This window comes from Methylomonas sp. LW13 (genome assembly GCF_016865255.1).
Lineage (GTDB): Bacteria > Pseudomonadota > Gammaproteobacteria > Methylococcales > Methylomonadaceae > Methylomonas.
In genome coordinates, this window is record NZ_CP033381.1 from 2317165 (window position 1) to 2339412 (window position 22248).

General features: G+C 53.4%; 13 protein-coding genes. 4 read left to right on the plus strand and 9 right to left on the minus strand.

The genetic code is table 11. From position 1 onward, the window contains the following. Positions 1-20 precede the first annotated feature (20 nt). Positions 21-1937: a transglycosylase SLT domain-containing protein gene (locus JL719_RS10500; RefSeq protein ID WP_033156419.1), complete on the minus strand. Its 1917-nt coding sequence runs from the start codon at positions 1935-1937 to the stop codon at positions 21-23. 103 nt (positions 1938-2040) lie between these two features. Between JL719_RS10500 and JL719_RS10505 the strand changes: the two genes are divergently transcribed. After that, positions 2041-3837 (plus strand): ABC transporter ATP-binding protein, encoded by a 1797-nt coding sequence (locus tag JL719_RS10505; protein WP_033156490.1) that lies wholly within the window; start codon positions 2041-2043, stop codon positions 3835-3837. Next, the gene (locus tag JL719_RS10510) at positions 3837-4667 is read left to right on the plus strand and encodes a PHP domain-containing protein (protein WP_033156418.1); all 831 of its coding nucleotides are present in this window, start codon (positions 3837-3839) and stop codon (positions 4665-4667) included. Before JL719_RS10505 ends, JL719_RS10510 begins: the two co-directional genes overlap by 1 nt. Here JL719_RS10510 and JL719_RS10515 read toward each other — a convergent pair. From JL719_RS10515 to leuA, 8 genes are all read right to left on the minus strand, one after another. Beyond that, positions 4664-7504 carry an EAL domain-containing protein gene (locus JL719_RS10515; protein ID WP_033156417.1) on the minus strand — a complete coding sequence of 947 codons (2841 nt, stop codon included), beginning with the start codon at positions 7502-7504 and terminating at the stop codon, positions 4664-4666. The genes JL719_RS10510 and JL719_RS10515 overlap by 4 nt on opposite strands. A 1-nt stretch (position 7505) precedes the next feature. Beyond that, on the minus strand, positions 7506-9650 hold the full coding sequence (locus tag JL719_RS10520) for a two-component system response regulator (RefSeq protein WP_033156416.1): 2145 nt from the start codon (positions 9648-9650) through the stop codon (positions 7506-7508). Continuing rightward, positions 9650-12394, minus strand: a complete 2745-nt coding sequence (locus JL719_RS10525; protein ID WP_033156415.1) for a response regulator — start codon at positions 12392-12394, stop codon at positions 9650-9652. Before JL719_RS10525 ends, JL719_RS10520 begins: the two co-directional genes overlap by 1 nt. A 32-nt stretch (positions 12395-12426) precedes the next feature. Continuing rightward, positions 12427-13047 carry a YfiR family protein gene (locus tag JL719_RS10530; RefSeq protein WP_225893090.1) on the minus strand — a complete coding sequence of 207 codons (621 nt, stop codon included), beginning with the start codon at positions 13045-13047 and terminating at the stop codon, positions 12427-12429. A gap of 42 nt (positions 13048-13089) precedes the next feature. Further along, positions 13090-15159 carry a TonB-dependent receptor plug domain-containing protein gene (locus JL719_RS10535; protein WP_033156413.1) on the minus strand — a complete coding sequence of 690 codons (2070 nt, stop codon included), beginning with the start codon at positions 15157-15159 and terminating at the stop codon, positions 13090-13092. Between the two features lie 15 nt (positions 15160-15174). Continuing rightward, positions 15175-17142, minus strand: a complete 1968-nt coding sequence (locus JL719_RS10540) for a TonB-dependent receptor plug domain-containing protein (RefSeq protein WP_033156412.1) — start codon at positions 17140-17142, stop codon at positions 15175-15177. 456 nt (positions 17143-17598) lie between these two features. Further along, positions 17599-17859 carry a DUF2024 family protein gene (locus tag JL719_RS10545; RefSeq protein ID WP_033156411.1) on the minus strand — a complete coding sequence of 87 codons (261 nt, stop codon included), beginning with the start codon at positions 17857-17859 and terminating at the stop codon, positions 17599-17601. 697 nt (positions 17860-18556) lie between these two features. After that, a complete protein-coding gene (gene leuA / locus JL719_RS10550) occupies positions 18557-20278 on the minus strand; it encodes a 2-isopropylmalate synthase (protein ID WP_084153271.1) in 1722 nt (573 codons plus the stop codon). A gap of 160 nt (positions 20279-20438) precedes the next feature. Here leuA and JL719_RS10555 point away from each other — a divergent pair, with 160 nt between their 5' ends. Together JL719_RS10555 and JL719_RS10560 are read left to right on the plus strand one after the other, a co-directional pair. Beyond that, positions 20439-20912, plus strand: a complete 474-nt coding sequence (locus JL719_RS10555) for an Lrp/AsnC family transcriptional regulator (protein WP_033156410.1) — start codon at positions 20439-20441, stop codon at positions 20910-20912. A 323-nt stretch (positions 20913-21235) separates the two neighbouring features. After that, positions 21236-22156, plus strand: a complete 921-nt coding sequence (locus JL719_RS10560; RefSeq protein WP_033156409.1) for an EamA family transporter — start codon at positions 21236-21238, stop codon at positions 22154-22156. Positions 22157-22248: the final 92 nt, after the last annotated feature.

A 22248-nucleotide genomic window follows, 5' to 3' on the forward strand; every position in this document is an offset into this window, starting at 1 on the left:
TTAAAAAATCAGCTCAATTTTTAGCCGGGCATGACCTCGCGCATTAGATCGTCGATCTTTAAGCTGTCGCGTTGCAGCCGCTGTTGGTAAATCAAGCTATACATTAACACCGATGCAACATACCCCCGAGTCTCCTTGTAAGGGATGTTTTCAATCCAGATGTCGGCCGGCAAAGCCCGGTTTTCCGGTAGCCAGCGCTTCACTTTATTGGCGCCGGCGTTATAGGCAGCCGTGGCTAGTGCGACGTGACCATTGAATTGGCGCAAGAGTTTTTTGAAATAAAACGTCCCGTATTTGACATTGAGTTCCGGCTTAAACAGGCTGTAATCGCTATCCCAACTATCGCGCAATTCGGCGGCAATTTGCCGGCCGGTGTTAGGCATAATCTGCATCAAACCTTTAGCGCCAGCCGGCGAGTCGGCCAATTCATCGAACGCGCTTTCCTGGCGGATCAATCCTAAAATTAAACCCGGATCCAATTGTTGTGCGGCAGCGTTACTTTGGATGGGTTGGATATAGGTCAGCGGAAAGCGCAAATTGACGTCGTCCCATTGATTAGCCTTGGCTATAGTGGCAATCGCCAAAGCCGGACAATTGGCTTGTTGGGCCAGTTTTGCGGCGACGGGTAGCTGGCGACTGTCGAGTTTGGCGATTGCGTACCACCATTGGCGTTTGGCTTCCGGTTTTCTGTCGATAGCGAGTAGCTCGGAAAATACCTGGAAATCCGGTCGATTTTGTAAAGTCTCGAGGTCGCTGCTTGATACCGTCAAAGGTCTGTCCACCAGTTCAATGGCTTGCCTTAATCTGCCGGCAGCCAGAAAACCGTAGAAACTGCGATTTTTTGCCAACTGTAGAAACAATGCATTGGCTGTTGCGCTCTGGCCGGTTTCCGCCAAGCCGCGGGCTTGCCAGTACTGCCATTTTTCCTGAGATTTTTCGTCGTCGTTAAGGCCGGTAATCGCCACAGCGACGTCTTGCCAGTTCTGCATATTCAATGCGGCTCTGACTCGCCATTCCCGGGCCGATTCGTCGCTGTTTTCCAGTTGCGACAAGCGGGCGTAAGCGCGACTGTCGTGTTTCAAGGCCAACGCGATAGCGATGCGTTTTTTGATAAAAGCGGCGGTCGCCGGCGCAATGGCGATTTGCGATTTATTGCTGTCCCAAGTCGTCATGGCCGTTTCGACATTGGTTTCCAGCCAGCGGTCAATCGCATGGGCAAACAGTTCTCCGGCTTGCTCAGGGTTCTCGCGCCAGCCTGTATCAGTAATAACGGTTTCCGGCTGTCGGTGCAGTTTTAACCAGATATTGGCCTGCTTGAGTTCTGCGTCGCTGAAAAACCGGGTCAAGTAGCTTGCCAGGCTTTGGTTGTCACGTTTGAGGGCGGCGTGAAATCGTTGGTTGATCAGCTCTTTATTAAAATACGGCGATGATTTATAAGCTTCGAACAGGACATCGCAATTATCCGGTTGCGATTTACCGCTTAACCATAAAGCGCGGGCTTGATTGAAGGCTTCCAAGGCTTGGCCGGTTTGCAATTGAGCCAGGCCGGCGTAGCATTGCAGCTCGGGATCGTCACTGCCTTGATAATTATTCAACAGCACTAGCCACTGCTGCTTTTTACCCAAAGCCAGCAACCACTTTTGCCGCAGCCCGGCCGCGTAACGGCTGGCAGCGTGCTCGTTTAAAAACTGTTTGATGTCGGCGTCGGCGTCCAAATGATTTTTTAACCATTGGTATTGCAGATAAGGATATAGCGGGTAGCCTCTTAGGCTTGAAGCCAGCGCGAAATATTCGGCATCGCGATTCTGGTCAAGTGCTTGCTCGGCACGCAAAAATAGCTGACGTTGGCTCACCAAAGAGATTTCATCCGCCTGGGCACTGTTCGGTAAAACGCCGGTCAGAGCGGCAAGCAGTAAAAAACACGGGATAACATGCATATCAATTTCCACGACAGCCGAGACTAAACCCTATGCAAGAAGTTTTTGCAAAGTGGGTCGGACCATTATAATCGTTAAACTTCATCGAATTTGTTTCATTACCTTGAAAACCTCACAGCGCGCGGCGCAAGCCGAATATTCCTGGCAGTACATCTACAGCATCGCTAAGCAGCATAAAAAACAACTGATCAACGGGCATTTGGTCGCCATCTTGGCAACAGTTGCCAGCGTACCGGTACCCTTATTGATGCCATTATTGGTGGACGAAGTCCTGCTTAACCATCCGGGTGTGGTGCTGAATAGCCTCAATCCGTGGCTGCCCGGCGAGTGGCAGCAACCTGCCATTTACATTGCCATTATTTTGCTGCTGAGCTTGCTGTTGCGCTTGTTTGCCTTGGCGCTAAACATTATGCAGACTCGGCAGTTTTCCAATATTGCCAAGGATGTGATTTTTCGCATTCGCGAAAGTTTGGTGAAACATTTGCAACACATCTCGATGTCCGAGTATGAAAGCCTGGGCAGCGGTACGGTTAGCTCGCACATGGTGACCGACCTCGATACGCTGGATAATTTTATCGGCACCACGATCAGTAAATTATTGGTGGCAGTTCTGACCGTGTTCGGTACCGCTTTAATTCTGCTGTGGATGCACTGGCAATTGGGTTTATTCATTATCTTTTTGAACCCGCTGGTAATTTACCTGGCGAGGGCCGTTGGTTCCAGGGTGAAGGAACTGAAGGCTAACGAAAACAAAGCCTACGCAATATTCCAGCAAGCTTTGAGCGAAACGCTGGAGGCGATTCATCAAATCCGCGCCAGCAACCGCGAGGAGCACTATTGTCGGCAGTTGATCGGCAGCGCACTGGCGGTTAAAAACCACTCGACCATCTATGCCTGGAAAAGCGATGCGACGGTGCGTTTGAGCTTTTTGACCTTTCTATTTGGCTTCGATATTTTCCGCGCAACAGCGATGCTGATGGTGCTGTATTCCAATCTGACCATAGGCGAAATGCTGGCGGTATTCGGTTATCTGTGGTTCATGATGGCGCCGGTGCAGGAGATATTAAGCATTCAGCAGTCTTTTTATGCCGCCAAAGCCGCGTTGGCCCGCGTCAACCAGCTGACCCTGTTGCAGCGCGAACCGTATTATCCGCATTTGCAAAACCCGTTTATCGGGCGTAAAACCGTGTCGGTCAGCGTCAAGAATCTGCATTTTAGTTACAAGGACGAACCGGTACTGAACGGTATTAATCTGACTATACCGGCCGGTGAGAAAATTGCCCTGGTCGGCGCCAGCGGCGGCGGCAAGTCGACGTTGGCGCAAACCTTGATCGGTTTATATCCGCCAGGCAGCGGCATGATTTATTTCGACGGCGTGCCGCTGAACCGGATAGGCTTGGATGTGGTGCGCGAACATGTCGCGACCGTTTTACAGCATCCCGCTTTGCTAAACGATACGATACGCGCCAATTTGACCTTGGGCCGGGAGATTGCCGATGCTGAATTGTGGCGAGCTTTGGAGATTGCGCAAATGAAGTCGACCGTTGAAGAACAGCCGCAGGGTTTGGACACCGTGGTGGGCAGGCAGGGTATGCGCTTATCCGGCGGCCAACGGCAACGGCTGGCCATCGCCCGGATGATAGTCAGCCAGCCGGCAGTGGTGATTCTCGACGAAGCCACATCGGCGCTGGACAGCGAAACCGAGTATAAACTGCACCAAGCCTTGAGCACCTTTCTGGAAGGCCGTACTACCATCATCATTGCGCATAGGCTCAGTGCGGTGAAACAGGCCGATCATGTGTATGTCTTTGAACAAGGCCAGATTTGCGAACAAGGCAAACACGATTCCTTGATTCAACAAAACGGCTTGTACGCCAAACTTTACGGTGATTATCAATAGTGTCGGAATTATACGATTTACACAGTCATTCCACCGCGTCCGACGGCGCGTTGTCGCCCACCGAACTGGTGTTGCGTGCTCAACAGCAGGGGGTTACTGCGCTGGCTTTGACCGACCACGATACAACTGCCGGCTTACAAGAAGCGACCGAAGCCGCCGCGCAAGCCGGCATCCGCTTGATTCCCGGCATCGAACTGTCGGCTAGTTTCGAAAGTCATTGTCTGCACATCGTAGGTTTAAATATCGATCCGCAGCATCCGGGATTACTCGAAGGTATTGCCAAGCAACAATCGATCCGCGACCAGCGCGCGCAAAAAATTGCCGAAAAACTGGCGAAGAAGGGCATAGCCGACGCCTATCCCACGTTAAGGCAAATCGCCGGTAACGGCGAAATCACCCGCCTGCATTTTGCCGATTTTCTGGTCAATCAAGGTGTGGTCGAAACTCAGCAGGATGCCTTTGACCGCTATTTGAGCAAGGGTAAGCCGGCTTATGTGCCGACGGTTTGGGCCGGTCTGGCCGATTGTGTCGGCTGGATTCGGGCCGCCGGCGGTGTGGCGGTGTTGGCGCATCCCTTGCGTTACAAACTCAGTACCAAATGGATTAACAAAGCATTGGTGGCATTCAAGGCGGCAGGCGGGCAGGGCATAGAAGTGGTGACGGGTCGGGCCAGCGTCGATGATATCCGCTTAAGTTATTTGCATGCCAGCAAACATCAATTGCATGCATCGATGGGCTCGGATTTTCATGCGCCGGGCAATCAATGGCTGGAGCTGGGGCGTCTGGCGGCCTTGCCGGACGGCGCGGCGCCGGTTTGGCAGTTATTTTAACCAGGCGTAAACAACCGGGCGAATTCGTCGGCGGGCAAGGGTTGATTCCAATAAAAACCCTGCGCTTTGCGGCAGCCGAGTTGATGCAGTTGCTCGGCTTGCTCCTTGGTTTCCACGCCTTCGGCCAAGGTCAGTAGGCCCAGTGTATCGCCCAATTGCAAGATGGCTTTGACGATAGCGGTGTCTTCGGCTTTGCCTGAGGTTAAATCCCGGATAAATGATTGATCGATTTTTAGTTTGTTCACCGCAAAGCGCTTCAAATAACTCAGTGAGGAATAACCGGTGCCGAAATCGTCGATGGCAAAGCTGACGCCCAAGGCGCGCAACTGGGCAATCGTATTGATGACGGCATTGGTATCGAACATCAGGACCGATTCGGTTAACTCCAGCTCTAAATAATGCGGTTCCAGTCCTGATTCCGCCAATGCGCTTTGCACCGACTCCAATAAGTTGCCGCGCTTGAACTGTAGGGCCGAGATGTTGACGGTAACCAGCAGTTTCATACCGGCGTCATGCCAAAGCTTGTTTTGCTTGCAGGCTTCACGTAACACCCAGTCGCCTATCGGGACGATCATGCCGTTGTCCTCGGCGATAGGAATGAACTTGGCCGGCGGGATCATCGGGCTGTTTTCCGGTTGCCAGCGCAGCAAGGCTTCCGCACCGATCACCGTATTGTTGTGTATGGAATATTGCGGCTGATAATGCAAGCGAAGTTCTTTGCGCTTCAAAGCCATGCGCAGGCCGTTCTCGATATTCATCCGCTCGATAGACGCCAGGTTCATATCGTTGGAAAAGAAGCGGAAGGTATTGCGGCCTTCGTTTTTCGCCGAATACATCGCCGTGTCGGCTTTGTTGAGTAAACCGTGAAAATTCAGGCCGTCATTGGGATACAAACTGACGCCTATGCTGAAGGAGGTGCAAAGCGTGACACCTTCAATGACAAAGGGTTGTGTCAGTTGATCGAGAATTTTCAGCACAATTTGCGTGATTGCGTCGATGTCGGGAATGTCGGTGAGGATAATGATGAATTCATCGCCGCCTTGCCGGCAAACCGTATCCACCTCGCGCACGCATTGCACCAGACGCTCCGCGATGCCTTGCAGTAAGCGGTCGCCGACGTCGTGTCCCATCGTATCGTTAATATTCTTAAAATGATCCAGGTCCAGAAACAGCAAACCGACCAGCGTGTTGTTACGCACGGCATGGGCCATGGCCTGGTCAAAGCGGTCGCGCAACAAGGTGCGATTGGGCAGGTTGGAGAGGGGATCGTGACGTGCCAGATATTCGATTTGGGCTTCGGCGGCCTTGCGCTCGGTAATGTCCGAAAAAATGCCGATGTAATGGCTGATCACGCCGTGGGTGTTGTACATCGCGGAAATACCCAGCCATGCGGGATAGGTCTCGCCGTTCTTGCGGGTATCCCAAATTTCGCCTTGCCAGTAGCCGTTTTCGCGCAAGGCCTGCCAGATACGTTGATAGTGGTTGAGGTCAAGATGACGCGCATCGAGAATGGAGGGCGTTTGCTGTAGCACCTCTTCGGCTCTGTAACCGGTAATCGTCGTGTAGGCCTGATTGCTGGACACGATGCGGGTATCCGGATCGCACAGGAAAATGGCCTCGCCGCTGTTTTCGAACACTTTGGCCAGCAAATTCAGGCGTTCGGCTGCCGTTTTACTGTCGGTGATGTCGGTGTGGGTGCCCAGCATGCGCACCGGCTGATTGTTGGCGTCGCGCTCGACGATACTGCCTATCGATAATATCCATTTCCAGCTATCGTCGGCGCAACGCTGCCGGTATTCCAGGCGATATTCTGCCAGTTCCCCGGCGATGTACTGCCGGTAGGCGTCGGAAACGCGCTGCCGGTCATCGGGATGCAAGCGCATGATCCAGCTGTCGATAGTGGCGTCGAAATCGGCTGGGTTGTAGCCGAGCATGCTGGCATATTCGGCGTTGATGATCATGGCCCCGGTTTGCGGATTGATGTCATAAAAACCTTGTTTGGCTGCCTGCATGGATAGCCGCAAGCGTTCCTCGCTATCGGCAAGGGCTTGCTGCGTGCTGCGCATTTCGGTGATGTCGTGCGCCAGGCCGTTCACCGCAACCACTCGGCCATGGTCGTCGAACATGGGCGACTCATTGAGGCTGAGTACACGCAGGCTGCCATCCTTGCTGCGTACTTCCACTTCGTAGTTCGGTGGTTTGATGCCTGCCAGGCATTGCTCGGTGTAGGTCCTGGCAAGCCGATTGATCGGGTTGTTGGTCGTTATATCGAAGCAGTCGCAATGTAGTTCGTCGGGTTTGTAGCCGAGGATATGCTCCACCGAAGGACCTAGATAAGTAAAAATACGCTCGGTATTGTGAGAATACAGGAAGTATTCGTTACCGATGCTTTCCACCAAATCCCGAAAGCGTTGCTCGCTTTGCTTGAGTAGCGTTTGTTGCTCTATAAGACGTTGTGTAGTGCGGTGCGAGCGCAGCACATAGCTGATGCGATGCGGCAACAGCGGCCATTGGATGGGTTTGCCGATAAAGTCGGTAGCCCCCAGCCGAAAGGCGTCTTCCACCGCTTGCGTATCCTCGATAGCCGTCATCATGACAATCGGCACCGATTTGTCGCTGGCGGCACGCATGCCTTGTAAACAACTGAAACCATCCATCTCCGGCATCATCACGTCCAGCAGAACCAAATCCGGCTCGGCGGCGATAAATTGTTCCAATCCGGTCCGGCCGTTGTCGGTTTCGATCAGTTCGTAGCCGTCGGCTTGCAAGATTTGCCTGACCAGCAGACGGACCATCGGATCGTCGTCGACTAACAGGATGCGTGGCTTGACGGACATGTCAGACTTTGTCGGCTAACAAGCGTTGCGCATTGAATGCACGGACAAATGCGGCAAATTCATTGGCGGGCATGGGCTTGTTGTACAAAAAGCCTTGCACTACCTCGCAACCGCTATCCAGCAGGAAGTTGGCTTGATCTTCATTCTCCACGCCCTCCGCGACCACTTCCAGGGACAGCGCGTCGGCCAAAGCCAATATTGCCGCGGTAATCGCCATGTCGTCTTCATTGTGCGGAAGATCGCGGACAAAGCAATGATCGACTTTCAATTCCGAGATAGGCAGTTTTTTCAAATAAGACAAGGATGAATAACCGGTGCCGAAATCGTCAATACTGATTTTGACGCCCAGGGCTTGTAATTCCCGCAAGGTCACTAAAGCGTCGTCGATATGGTCGAGCAAGATGGTTTCGGTCAGTTCCAGCTTGAGGTAGCGAGGTTCCAAGCCGATGCTGGTCAATACGTCGCGGACGTGATTACCAAAGCCGTATTGTCGGAATTGAGTCGCCGATACGTTCACTGCCATGATCAGCCCTTGGCTCAGTCCTGACTGTTGCCATTCCAAGGTTTGCCGGCTGGCATTTTCCAGCACCCAATCGCTGATTTGGGCAATCAGGCCGGAATCTTCGGCAATGGGAATAAATTGCGACGGGCCGATCAAACCCAGTTCCGGGTGCTGCCAGCGAATCAAGGCTTCGCAGCCGACGACTTGCTGGCGGCGGATATTAATTTTGGCTTGATAGTAAAGCTGCAATTCATGGCGTTCTATGGCGCGGCGCAGGCTGTTTTCCATCGCCAGTTTATGAAACGCGGCAACATTCAGCGATTTACTGAAAAACTGATAATTATTATGGCCGTGTTCGCTGGCATGGTTCATCGCAAACTCGCCGTTTTTGATGAAGCTGTCTTCATCCTGACCGTCGCCCGGATAGACGGCGATACCGATATTGATACCCAGAAACAGTTCGGTGTTCTCCACCGTAAAAGCGTGCTGCATCACCTGAAAAATCCGCTTAGCCACTTTGACGCTATCGCGCGTGTCCTCGATACGATTCAGCAACACGGTAAATTCGTTACCGCCCAGCCGGGAGACCGTCATGTCCGCCAAATCGTAATCGGCGTTGATGGAAATGTAGTCGCAATCCCGCACTTCGGCGAGCAAGCGCTCGGCGAACAATTTCAACACCTGGTCGCCGATTTTGGGGCCCAGGGTTTCGTTGATGCGTTTGAAACGATCAATACTGATAAATAAAGTGGAAATGACCGTACCGTAGCGTGTGCAATAGGCCATTGCTTGCGCCAGAACTTCCTTGAACAGCGTCCGGTTGGGCAGGCCGGTTAGCGGGTCGTAGTAAGATAAAAGCCTTACCCGTTCTTCTATGTGCCGGCGTTCGGTAATATCTTGCAGCGTACCGTGAATATGGCTTACCTGCCCATCGGCGATCACGGGTTTGCCTTGAATATGAATCACTTGGTTGGCGCCATCGCGACGAGTAATCGATAATTCCAGGCGAAAACTGCGTCGGTTTTTGACGCAAAGATCAATGGCTTGTTGCAGTTTGCCGACTTCCGATGGCTGCATGGATTTGTATAAGTCGCGGCATTTATGTTCGAACGATGAGCGATTCGTGCCGAGGATATTAAAGACTTCTTCCGACCATTGCATGTTGTCGTCGGCAATAGACCAGTACCAACTGCCCAGTTGCGCTATTTTTTGCGCTTGGCGCAGTGCCGCTTCGCTTCGGGCCAGTTCTTCTAACGTGGCGACCGAGCGCAGCAAGTAACGTAAGCGGTGCGGTAAGGTCGGCCAATTGAGCGGTTTGGAGATAAAGTCGGTCGCGCCCAATTGAAAGGCGCGATTGACCGATTCCAGGTCGTCCATGCCGGTCAGCATCACGACGGGCAGCAGGCTGTTGCCGGGCATGTTTTTGATGGCTTGCAGGCAGTCGAAGCCGTTAAGGTCCGGCAACATGACATCCAGCAATACCAGGTTGGGCCGTTCGCTGGCTGCTAATGCCAAGCCTTGCTTGCCGCTAGCCGCGCAAATGACATCAAACGCTTCTCTTTGCAGAATTTCTTGCAACATCAGACGCACCATATCGTCGTCGTCAATCGCTAAAATCAGGCTGCGGGCAGGTAATCGTTGCATTATGAGGGTTTGAGTTGCGAAAGCCGCTGGAGAATTTCTTTATATTCTGTTTGCAGGCTTTCGGCAACCCGGCTATCGAATTGCAAAGTGTTGTGCCGCGCTGCATGTTCAAGCGCACGGGCCAGTTCCGACAGGTTTAGTGCGCCGATGTTGGCCGCGGCCGATTTTAGACTATGCGCGGCATGCCGCACTGTTTCCGTATTGCGCTCCAACAGGCCGGAGCGGAGTGTGGCGATATGTTGCTCGGCATTTGTCCTAAACAAGGCCAAGACGTCGTCGACCAGCGCGCTGCCACCAATTTCCCGCAAGGTATTCAGTGCGGCCGGGTCTAGAGTAGCGGCAGTGGCTTTGATCTCGGGAGTGGCTGTATTGAGGGCGGTTGTGGGCAGAGGGGCTGCCAACGCCTGGATTTTGTCTTGCAAGGTTTTTTGTAAAAACGGTTTACTGAGATAATCATCCATACCGGCCTGCAAACAGCGTTCGCGATCACCTTCCATGGCGTTGGCGGTGAGGGCGATAATGGGGATTCGAGGCAAATTGCGGCTACTTTCCCGATTGCGGATGTATTGGGTTGCCGTGTAACCGTCCATGACCGGCATCATGCAATCCATCAGGATGAGATCGACCGGCTCGCGGTCGATAATATCGAGCACTTCCCGGCCGTTATTCGCCAGAGACAGGGTGTAGCCCAACTGGCGCAACATAGCGCTGCAAACTTTCTGGTTGACCGGATTGTCTTCGGCCAACAGGATTCGAATGGCGCCGGCAGCAGAAGCCGGCGCACTGAACGATTGCGGTTTTTGCGACATCAGCCCGAGCAGCGCATCGTGCAGGGTGCGTCTGTGCAGGGGCTTGTGAAGGTACAGATCGCAGGCGCTGCCGCGAATTTTGGCTAATACGTCCTCATCGTTGCTGGACGTAATAATGACGATGCGGATATTGGCAAATCGCCGGTCTATACGAATCCGTTGGGTTAATTCGACGCCGTTCATGCCCAGCATTTTCATGTCCAACACGGCAATATCGAAGAACAGGCCCAAGTGTGCCGACTGATCGAGAATTTCCAAGGCGTGAGCGCCATTTTTGGCGACGCGGGTAAACATGCCAAAAACAGTCAAATGATTTTCCAGGATTTTTGCATTGGTGGCATTATCTTCAACCAATAAGACCTGCTTGCCTTGCAGATCGTTGCCCGGCAAGCTTGCAGGCAGGGCTTGGCTAGCTTGGCGGAGCGGGATATGCAGGGTAAATACCGAGCCGCTGTTCGCACGGCTTTGCACTTGGATATTGCCGCCCATCAATTCGCTTAGTTCCTTGCTGATGGCCAATCCCAGACCGGTGCCTCCGTATTTGCGGGTGGTGGAGCCGTCGGCTTGACTAAAAGATTTGAATAGCCTGGCTTGCGTGTCCGGGCCGATGCCGATGCCGGTGTCGCTAATACAAAACTCCAGGCACATGCCGTCAGCGGATGGGCAGCGATCCGATTCGGCCACATTCACTTGCATTTTCACCGAGCCGGCTTCGGTAAATTTGATGGCGTTGGATAACAAGTTGGTGAGTATTTGCCGCAAGCGATAAGGATCGCCTCTGACGTCGCGCGGCACCCGCTTATCGACGGTGCACACCAGTTCGATGTTTTTGCTGCTGGCGCGTTCGAAGAACAAGGCAGCGAGTTGGTCGGTAAGATTGATCAAATTAAAATCGATTTCTTCCAGCTCCAGCTTGCCCGCTTCGATTTTGGAAAAGTCCAGAATATCGTTAATCACGGTCAGCAAAGAATCGGCGGAACTGAACACGGTTTCGGCGTATTGGCGTTGCGTGGTGTCCAGGTCGGTGCCCAACAGCAATTCGGTCATGCCCAGCACGCCGTTCATGGGGGTGCGGATTTCGTGGCTCATGGTTGCCAGAAATTGCGACTTGGCGATATTGGCGGCTTGGGCATCGACGACGGCCTGACGCAGGTCGGCGGTGCGCAGATCGACTTGTTTTTCCAGGTTGCCACGCTGATTTTCCAGTTCGGCATCGCGTTGTTGTACCCGCTCGATCATCTGGTTGAAGCTTCTTACCAGTTGGCCGATTTCATCTTCGCCTTCACCTTGGGCGCGCACCATATAGTTGTTGTCCCTGGATACCTGTTTGGCCAGTGAAGACAAACGGATCAGCGGTGCGGCAATCGATTCCGCGAGGCGTCGTCCGAAAAATACCGCCAGAATAAACGACACCACCATCACCAAAAAAATTTGGCCCAGACTGATAATCACCATCCGCCACATGGGCTTTAAGTCGAGCTGCAAGCGTAAGGTGCCGATCACGTCGCCGTTATCGTCGGGTAAGGGGTTTAAAATGACTTGGCTCAATATCCGCAAACCCTGGTTGCGTTGTTGTTGTTCCGCATCGCTCAAGGTGGCGGGGAAACTGTCCGGTGCAGCCTTGGCCGGGTAATGGGCGAAAATTTCGCCGTCATTTTTGTAGAGTTGCGCGGAGATGACTTCGGATTTGCCGCGTAAGGTGGCCAGAATCTCGGTGCCGGTTTTGGTGTCGCCAAACAGCAGCGCAGCGTTGGCGTTAAAACCGATCATTTTGCCGAGCGAACGCACTTCCATTGACAGTTCGCGCCGCTCCTGCCAGATATGCGTCATGCTGGTAATTAACAAGGTAAACAGCAGAGCCAATGCCAAAGTGATGGCTTGCAAGCGTTGCAGCTTGTAGGTCATCGGCAGATTGGCCAGTTTGTCGCGAATCATGGGTGGCGTTGAGATGTCGTCTGCATGCGGGTTTATTTACCGGCCAAAATGTTTTTAGCCAGTTTCAGCAGCTGGGCGCTGATGCGCGTGTTGCCGGCATTGGCGGTTTCTAAGTTAATCTCAAAGCTGAGCCGGTTGCCGTCCTGGATCAAACCTATGGTGCCGCCCTGGTTGATAAACCCGGCTTTGTCGCTGACGCTGACTACCGGCGAGCCTTTTAATTCGCGGGCGTAATCGCCCGGATTATCGGCGGTATCGATAAAGATCAGATGGCAGGATTTTATATCTTTGGGTGATATATTGCGGGCGATATCCAAGGGCTTGCCGTTCACCGTTTTGCCTTCCAACATCAATAAATGGTCGCCGAAATCGGTATGACTGCTCAGGCACAAGGTATAACGATTCGGTGCGGTTGCAGGCTCGGGCCATTCGATAAACTTAAAGAAATTGTATAAAAATGCCACTTTTACCGCTGCTTCGCTGGCCGCTTCGGCGTGGCATAGATGGCCGCTAAACAGCAAAGGCAGCAACAGCATTTTGCTGACTAGCGTGATGGCTGTGAATCTTGGTTTTTCCGGGGCGCACAGGTACGACGCATCGCAACTGCGATTTCGGCACAATCTTGCATAGCGATGGCGCAAGATTCGACTCATGTTCGACACCGGTTCTTCGCTGTATGCATAGTGTCCGGCCGCTTAGAAGTCCCAGCGCAAGGTGCCGTATACCTCGCGTTGCACGGCAGTGGCGGTGGAAAACATATCCGAGCCGTATTCGAAATGACTGCTGTTCAGCAAATTCCGGCCCACCAACGCCAGTTCCACGCCCGCGCCCAAGTCCCATCCCAAACGCGCATCCAGGTCTTGATAGGCTCTGGATTGCGCGCCGTTAAGGCCGGTTGCATCCGAATAACGCCAGTTCAGATCCAGCTTGAGTTGCGGGGAGAATTGGTACATAGACCAGAGCATGGCTTTATGGGCCGGGTAGCTGTCTCCGGAGATCAGCGTGGTGTTGGCAGGTGCCAGCGGAGACAGGCGGAAGCGTTCTTCTTCGTGGCTATAAGTGGCGCGCAGTTTCCAATTTTCAGTCGCTTGCCAATCGACACTGATTTCCCCGCCGTAGACTTGTACATGGCCGTAGTTGTTGTAATCCAGCGTCTGCAACATATAGCCGGCGAAGCGTTGGGTATTGGGGGTCAAGCTGGCGTAATCGTCGTAGCTGTAATGATACAAGGCTACATCAGTACTGAGTTGGCGACTCAGTTGGCCGCGCCAGCCCAGTTCGAAGCCGAGCATTTTTTCGGCGGTCAAGTCGGGGTTGCCGGTTAGGTTGCGCAGCACAGGCACAGTATTGCCACGTATCGTGTATGGCTGGGTTTGCAAGCCGTAGGAAATATTTTGCTCGACCCAATTGGGCGTGCGCACCGAGCGGGACACCGAGCCCCAAAACGAATGTTGGCCGTCGGGCGTCCACAGCAAGCGTGCGTTGGGTTGCACTTCGAATTGCGTGACCGGGTTGTGCTCCAGCTTGCTGCCCAAGGTCAAATGCCAACGATCAGGTACCAAGGTAATATCGTCCTGCCCAAACAGGCTGTAGATACGGTCGGTGCGATTGTTGGCGCTCATGGAGATTTGCGCGCTGTCCTCAAAATTATTCAGATTGAAACGCACGCCGCTGCCCCACACCAACATGTGGTTGTCGTTCAGCTTGTAGTTATGCTGAAAATCGACATCGATATTGTCGATTTGATATTCCGAATTCAAGTAAGGCGATTTCCGGCTGTGCCTGTCCCAATACATGCGCAGTACGGTATTCGAGTCCGAGCTTTGATGTTGTTCCCAGCGTGCTTGGATGTAATGGCCGGAGAACAATTGGTCCGTCGGTAATTCCCGAGAAAAGGGCGGCGCCAGCACCGGCGTCTGTTGGGATGTTAATGATGGGAAGTGTTGCAGTGCGCCATTGCTCTCGCCGAGGAATGCATCGCCCTGCAAGCTGAGTTTGTTGGTAAAGTCGATGGCTTTGTCGTAACGAAAACCGATTTTGCTCATCTCGCCTTCATCGCCGGCCTTAGTGCTGCTGCCCAGGGTTTTTGAGTCGCCGTAGTTAGTGTGGCGGCCGTAGACTTTTAGATAGGCGTCGCCGCCCAAATCGGCGCCATAGCGCAGACCGCCGCCGTAGCGTTGGCTGCCGACATGACTGGATAGCAAACCGCCTTGCGTGTCTTTGGCTGATTTAGTGATGATGTTGATGACGCCGTTGACCGCATTGGCGCCCCACAAGCTGGCGCCGGGGCCGCGGATGACCTCGATGCGTTCGATGTCTTCCATCATCACATCTTGTTGATCCCACCATACTCCGGAAAACAGCGGGTTATAGACGCTGCGGCCGTCCACTAACACCAACAATTTATTGACAAACTGGCTGCTGAAGCCGCGCATCGATACGGCCCATTTGTTGCCGTCCACTTTAGCCACGTGCATGCCCGGCACCACCCGCAAGGCTTCCGGTATCGTAGTAGCCCCGGTTCGGCGGATTTCTTCGTTGCTCAATACAAATAGGGCGGCGGGAACGTGTTTAATGTCTGTGGGCACCTTCATAACCGAGGTCACATCGAGATTCATCAATTGCTCGACGCTGAGGCCGGTCAAATCCGGTAAATTATCGCGTTCAGGCTCTTGATTGGCGGCGTGCGAGGTGGATTGTCCCAAACACAAAAGCGCTCCCAGGCCGATAGCCCAAGATTTCCGTCGATGAAACGCCTTTTTCATATGATCGGCCCTTTTTTAAAACGTCAACTGTAGTTTCAAACGAAATTCCCTGCCGTTCATCTGTAACAGGTCGAAGCGGTCGCTGTTGATCAGCATTTCATAGTGGCTGTCGAACAGGTTATAAACCCCGAAGGATACATCCAGGCCACGCATCAATCGATCCGTGCTCACATTCAGATTGACCAGATTGTAGGCATCGGCTTTGCCGCTCTGAAATGTCTTGCGGTCGCCGATGTAAATATTTTCGATGCCGAGCCGGACAAAATCGTCGAACAAAGGCTCAGCATAGTGTAATTTGAAAATATTTTGCGGCGAACCGTAAGCCCACACCCCTTGTCTGGCTTCGTTGGTAAACAAGCTGTAGGTGTAAGATGCCTTGAACATTCTGCCGCTGTCCCAGCGTTTTTCCGCTTCCCATTCCGCACCGTAGGCGTGGTATTTTCCAACATTGTCCAGCAGCGCTGTATCGGGGTTGGCTTTCAGTAACTCGGTGATGTCGTTGTAAAACAAGGAAACCAGCAGTTTCAGCCCGGCATGGGAATGCCATTCGGCAATCGCTTCGTAGCTTCTGATTTGCTCTTCTCTAAGTTCGGGGCTGACGCCGTAATAGTAGTTGTTGTAATCCAGGTTCCAGGCATGCGGGGCGCGAAATGTCGAGCTGTACAGCAGCTTGAAGGTGGTATTCTCCAAAGGGTTCCATATCAAGCCCAGACGCGGATTGAGTTGCAGGCGTTTGAGCATGTGGGTCTGATCCAGGCGCAGGCCGGCGCTGAAAACCAGATTGTCCAGTAACTGGATGTCGTCTTGAGCGTAGAGTTCGACGCGGTGGCCGCTGAGGTCGCTATCCTGATAAATCTGATAAGGGTCGGTAACATAGCCGAATTGGCGCTGGGTTTGGTCGTATTGATATTCCAAGCCGAAAAGTAGTCTATGTCCGTCGAATACGCTAGTCGTGAGTTGTGCTTCGCCGCCCCACCAGCGGCCGCTGGTTTGGTCGTGATAAACGTAATTACCGGCGTCATTGAACGGGTCTTCGGCCATGTAATCGTAGCCTTGATAAAAACCCTTAGCCATGAACGAGGTCTTCGCGTTCAAGGCTTTTTCATATTTCAGATTGGTGAAAAATTGTCTGTCGTAAGTATGCGAGGTGGGATCGTTGAAAACGGCACCGAAAGCCGCGGTCGGCACCCGCTTGTAACGATCAACAAAACCGCCGCTGAGGGTGAATTCTTCGAATTGCATCCGGCCGAACAAGCGGTCCGCGCGTTCGGTATCCATGTTATGCGCGATACCGTTGTTGGTACTTGGGTCGTCGAAAGCCGGGAAATATAAATCTTCCACGCCCTGGGTATCGAAATGCGATGCCGACACCAGCACATCGGCGCCGTTATCGAATTGCTTGCCGACACTGACGCGGCCTTTGTAGGTGTCAAAACTACCCACTTCACCGGCTATTTGCGCCCCGTTCAAGGCTTTGCCTTTTTTGGTGACCACGTTGATCAAGCCCAAAAACGCATTGGCGCCGTAAATGGTGGAGCCGGAACCGGGAATAAATTCGATACGTTCCACCAAGTCCATGTCCAGCATGAATTCCTGGCCGATATTGCCGGAGTCGAAGATGTTTTCGTTCATGCGCTGGCCGTCGATCATGAACAGCACTCGGGAATTGTAGTCGCCGGACTGAATAAAGCCGCGCACGCCGACAAAGCTATAGTTGCGATCATTGCTGGTGAACAAACCGCGCATGCTGTTCAGCGCGTCCGCCAGCGTGCGCCAGCCGAAAGTGCGTATGTCGTTTGCCGTTAAAATCGAAACCGAGCTGGGGGCTTGACTGGCTTTTTGACCCAGCCTGGAAGCGCTGATGATTTCCACATTCAGCAATTGCTCAATGGACAGTTCAGTTAAATCTTCCGATGCCTTGCCGGCCGCTTGCGCGGTAGCCAAAGGCATCAACAGCATACCTAGGACGATCAGCGCGCGCATTGAAAGTCTTGTCTAGTGGGGAGCGGGGACATGGATAATGATAAGACTCGGCTTAGTGCGCACAAACTGTCGATTAACGCGATATATAAAAACGATTATTTTACAATAGATTATTGTCGTTCAAGCTAGTTAGATTTTAATTCTGGTGTTTTTAGGCAGGGATTGGTTGGAGATGCTGGAAAAGGCCGACGTATCGTTTTGAGATAGTCTGATTGGTTTTGTTTGGGTGAACGCCATCGTTCTCCCGGGGTCGCATGGCAACGACAACCCTATTAGCTGAGGTCAGATCACCCTTTCGGCGCGTGTAATTTCGATGTTGGTAGCCGTGTCGCTGTTGACGAGGATGCCGGTGAGGTCGTTACTAATGCTTTTCGGAAAACAGGTGTTTCCTCCTACTTACGTTAAGGCCTTGCAAGGCAAGGCCTGGAATTTCTTGGCATGACAGCAATATTGCTATCAAGCCGGACAACCTTCCATTTTGTATATGAAGTAACCTTGGCGATTGATCGTGTCAATCACATTAGCCGGTGCTTGTTGAGTATGGCAAAACCGACATTCTTTGCTGGAGACTACCGCATCGCTTTCACCAATTGAAGATAGCCACTGTTTGGCATACTGAATGGCTTGCTCACTGTCCTTGCTGGCGGTAAATACATCAAAGTGCATGACGTGGTTGTCGTGTGCTTTTACATAGGTATCGTAAACGTGGATTTCCATCAAAAACTCCCGGATGAATAAAGTAAAAATTGCTCGATGCCATTAACAAAATGGCCAGATAAAAAACGTCCAATGCGGTTTTTCGGTTCGGCGTTGGTCAGGCATTCCCTGAATGTTTGGTGTTCGGAATTCTTTGACAACGTCATGAGAAAGATGCCGAGATGACGGATTTACATCCGTCATCGGCAGAGATCCGCAAAAAACGTTCCCCTTGGGGTGAAAACGCTTCAACGGATTCGGTAAAATTCTATAACAATATCGAATCGATATAAAAAAGGTTTTTCAATATCCCGATTTCAGGCATGCATTCATACCATCGCGAATGCAGTAACTGTCCATGCTCGCTGATGATATGCCTCAATATCGCCAATAATTGCGGAACTGGATGTACCTATACATGCGGCGCGTATGGTCGTCGAATGACTAGCGGCTTTACTGGAACTGAAACCGCAGCGCGACTTGAAACCGACTAATTGACGTAAAACAGCTGTTCGATAGCTAACGATGTTGGGTTTTTAAGACAGTTCTGGATCCCTATCCGTCCAAATTAAATCGAACCGGCTCGTCATAAATCTCCGATATTTTACGTGGCGGAGCGTCATAGTGCGCCGCACTTCGATACCGGCCGTTTAGTAATCGGGTACGCCGATTAGCAGCTAACGCGAGGAAATTGGCTTTGACGACCTGGAACGACAGTTTAGGATGCGGCATTTGCGGGTATCGTCGCTGGGGACGTGTTCAATTTTGTTAAATTGCATAAGCCCATATCGTCGGCCAAGCGATTGTAGCCGCTGAGCAACGCCTTGATCGATGCGCTGACGATGTTGGCGTCCATGCCGACGCCATAGGTCGTGGTCCCGTTCGCTGCCGCCAGTTCGACAAAGGCGCAGGCCTGGGCATCGCCGCCGCTGCCGACCGAGCGTTCTTCGTAACTGCGTACCGATACTGCGCCGCCGAGGCCATGCAAAGCCTGGACGGCGGCGGCTATCGGGCCGTTACCGACGCCGGTTAATGTGTGCGGTTCGCCGTCCGATTCGATTTGCAGTTGTATGCCTTGACCTTGCGCGTGCTCGAATAAATGATGGTCCCGGTAACGCAAAGGCTTTGCCGAATCCAGATAGGTCCGGGCAAACAATTGCCACAACGCTTCCGAACCGATTTCGCCGCCGTGGCGGTCGGCGTGTTGTTGAACCACCCGCGAGAACTCGATCTGCAAACGGCGCGGCAGCACCACGCCGTAATGGCTTTCCAGCAAGTGGGCGATGCCACCCTTGCCGGATTGGCTGTTGATGCGGATCACCGCGTCGTAACCGCGGCCGACGTCGGCTGGATCAAACGGCAGGTACGGCACGTTCCAGACGCTATCGGGTTGCCGGGCGGCAAAGCCTTTCTTGATGGCGTCCTGGTGTGAGCCGGAAAACGCGGTGAACACCAACTCGCCGGCATAGGGTTGGCGCGGCGGCACGCTCAAGCCGGTGCACGCCTCGAAATCGCCCACCACCTTCTGGATGTCTGAAAAATCCAAGCCCGGCGCCACACCCTGGGTGTACAGATTCAAGGCCAGCGTCACCAAGTCCACGTTGCCGGTGCGTTCGCCGTTGCCGAACAAGCAACCCTCGACGCGCTCGGCGCCGGCCATCAACGCCAATTCGGCCGCAGCGACTGCAGTGCCGCGGTCGTTGTGCGGATGCACGCTGAGGATGACGCTGTCGCGGCGGGCGATATGGCGGTGCATCCATTCGATCTGGTCGGCGTAGACGTTCGGCGTCGCCGTTTCCACCGACGACGGCAAATTGAGGATGATCTTGTTGTCCGGCGTCGCGCCCCAGGCGGCGCTGACCGCATCGCAAACCTCGACGGCGAAATCCGGCTCGGTGGCGGTGAAGGTTTCCAAGCTGTATTGCAAGCGCCAGTGGGTTTGCGGCTGGTCGGCGGTTAATTGCTTGACCAATCGCACCGCATCAATGGCCATCGCCAACACCTCGGCTCGGCTCATGCCCAACACCAGTTCGCGAAAAGGCTGGGAGGTGGCGTTGACGATATGGACGATGGCCGAGCGCGCGCCATGCAAGGCTTCGACGGTTCTGCGGAGCAACGGCTCACGGGCGTGGCTGAGCACTTCGATGGTGACGTCGTCGGGTATCAACGCCTCGTCTATCAAACGGCGCACGAAATCGAAATCGGTTTGCGAGGCCGACGGAAACGCCACTTCGATTTCCTTGAAACCGATGCCGCACAAGGTGCGAAACAGACGCAGCTTGCGTTCGGCGTCCATCGGCTCGAACAAGGCTTGGTTGCCGTCGCGCAAGTCGGTGCTCATCCAGATCGGCGCTTGGCTGATCGTGCGATTGGGCCATTGGCGGTCAGCCAATGCCGGTGGCGGGAAAGGGCGGTATTTGTGGGAAGGGTCTGTCAACATGGCTTTTAACTCCTCAAAATGGTAGCCGATAGGGTAGACCAAATCGTCCGCCAGCCGATTGCGTTTATGCGATGTAAAAGGCTGAATGTTGATAGAATATTGCTGTAAATATCGATAATATTTTATTTTATTGTTTTTTTAAATGAATAGCGGGCATTTTATGGAACTGGATCGATACGACCGGCAAATCTTGAACATCCTGCAAACCGACGGCCGCATCAGCAACCAGGAATTGGCCGACCGCATCGGACTGTCGCCGTCGCCGTGCTTGCGGCGGGTACGGGCCTTGGAGGAGGGTGGCCTGATCGTCGGCTACCGGGCGCTGCTGGATGCCAAAGCCTTGGGTTTGACGCTGATGGCCTTGATTCACATCTCGATGGACCAACACACGCCGGAACGTTTCAGCACCTTCGAAGCAGCGGTCGCCGGCATTCCGGAAGTCCTGGAATGCCTGCTGATCACCGGCCAAACCGCCGACTACCAGCTCAAGGTAGTGGTCAAAGACTTGGACGCCTACCAGGAGTTACTGCTGAAGCGCATCACCGGCATTGCCGGTGTCAGCGGGGTACATACCAGCTTTGTGTTGCGGCGGGTGGTGGATAAGACGGGGTTTTCGGTTGGGGAGGGGCTTTGACTATTCAGAACGGGTAGGCCGCTTCGTATAAACTGCGCCTAAACACGGCGACTGACAGCGGACCAGCTGTCTACACTTCGATAACTTTCGAGCAATTTTCCTACCGTTAGGCTTTCGCATGGTACCAACCTCAATCAGCGGCAACAAAAAGTATTCGCCCCGGCCGTTACGCCCGTGGCTGGCAGGGGCGCAAGTAGCAGCCGAAATTATGAATCCGGCCGTATTTAATATGGGTACACCGTTCGGGCTGAGCCTGTCGAAGCCTGATTTGGCGCGTCCCTCGACAACTCCAGGGCGAATGGTAAAAGCCAGGCGTTTTAAGAATGAAAGCTAAGGTCTGGGCCGCGTTGTTGGCCGTTTATCTGGTGTGGGGGTCAACTTATTTGATGATCCGCTTTGTCGTCGAGACGCTGCCGCCATTTTTGTCGGCCGGATTGCGTTTTGTGGTGTCCGGCTTCATTTTGCTGGCCTGGCGGCGTCTGGCCGGCGATGCCGCACCGACTTTTCGGCAGTGGCGTTCAGCTGCTGTTGTCGGTATTTTGTTATTGCTCGGCGGCAACGGCTTGGTTTGTTGGGCCGAACAAACTGTCCCATCCGGCGTCGCCGCGCTGATCATCGGTGCCGTGCCGATGTTTCTGGTAATGGCCGACGCACTCAGACCTAACGGCACCAGACCAACGCTGCGTGTACTGGTCGGATTGGTCATTGGCTTCATGGGGATTTACTTGCTGGTCGGTCCGACGGCGTTATCAGACGGTATCCCGGTAAATCTGCCCGGTGTGGCGGCGCTACTGCTCGCCAGTTTGCTTTGGGCCTTAGGTTCAATTTACAGCAAAACTGCGGATTTGCCGAAGACGGCACTGATGACAACCGGCGCGGAAATGCTGACCGGCGGCTTTGCCTTGTTGCTGGTCAGTGCGCTAAGCGAACAATGGGATGTTTTCAACCTGGCTCAGGTATCGGTTAACTCCTGGCTGGCCTTGGCGTATCTGATCGTGTTTGGCTCGATGATCGGTTTCGCCTCCTACGCCTGGTTGCTGCAAAACGCGCCGATCCCGTTGGTAGCCACCTACGCCTACGTCAATCCGCTGGTGGCGGTGTTTTTAGGCAGCTGGTTCGCGAACGAACCGCTCACGCCGCGCGTTCTGAGTGCGGCGGCGATCATCATCGGGGCTATCGTATTCATGAACAGCGCGCGCGGCTCACGGGCCAAGCCGGCAGCGGCGCGAGGAGCGAGCAAATGACGGATCTCACTTTTTAAGTCCTGGAGCGGAAGCAAACGCCGAAATGCATCCAGGCTGTTTTCCGATAAATCAATAGTATTCCGGGCACGCTT

Bases quoted from the DNA above. Each gene is read 5' to 3' on its own strand.
- JL719_RS10500 (WP_033156419.1), bottom strand. From the start codon at position 1,937: ATGCATGTTATCCCGTGTTTTTTACTGCTTGCCGCTCTGACCGGCGTT.
- JL719_RS10515 (WP_033156417.1), bottom strand. From the start codon at position 7,504: ATGTCCGTCAAGCCACGCATCCTGTTAGTCGACGACGATCCGATGGTC.
- JL719_RS10520 (WP_033156416.1), bottom strand. From the start codon at position 9,650: ATGCAACGATTACCTGCCCGCAGCCTGATTTTAGCGATTGACGACGAC.
- JL719_RS10525 (WP_033156415.1), bottom strand. From the start codon at position 12,394: ATGATTCGCGACAAACTGGCCAATCTGCCGATGACCTACAAGCTGCAA.
- JL719_RS10530 (WP_225893090.1), bottom strand. From the start codon at position 13,047: ATGAGTCGAATCTTGCGCCATCGCTATGCAAGATTGTGCCGAAATCGC.
- JL719_RS10535 (WP_033156413.1), bottom strand. From the start codon at position 15,159: ATGAAAAAGGCGTTTCATCGACGGAAATCTTGGGCTATCGGCCTGGGA.
- JL719_RS10540 (WP_033156412.1), bottom strand. From the start codon at position 17,142: ATGCGCGCGCTGATCGTCCTAGGTATGCTGTTGATGCCTTTGGCTACC.
- JL719_RS10545 (WP_033156411.1), bottom strand. From the start codon at position 17,859: ATGGAAATCCACGTTTACGATACCTATGTAAAAGCACACGACAACCAC.
- leuA (WP_084153271.1), bottom strand. From the start codon at position 20,278: ATGTTGACAGACCCTTCCCACAAATACCGCCCTTTCCCGCCACCGGCA.
- JL719_RS10555 (WP_033156410.1), top strand. From the start codon at position 20,439: ATGGAACTGGATCGATACGACCGGCAAATCTTGAACATCCTGCAAACC.
- JL719_RS10560 (WP_033156409.1), top strand. From the start codon at position 21,236: ATGAAAGCTAAGGTCTGGGCCGCGTTGTTGGCCGTTTATCTGGTGTGG.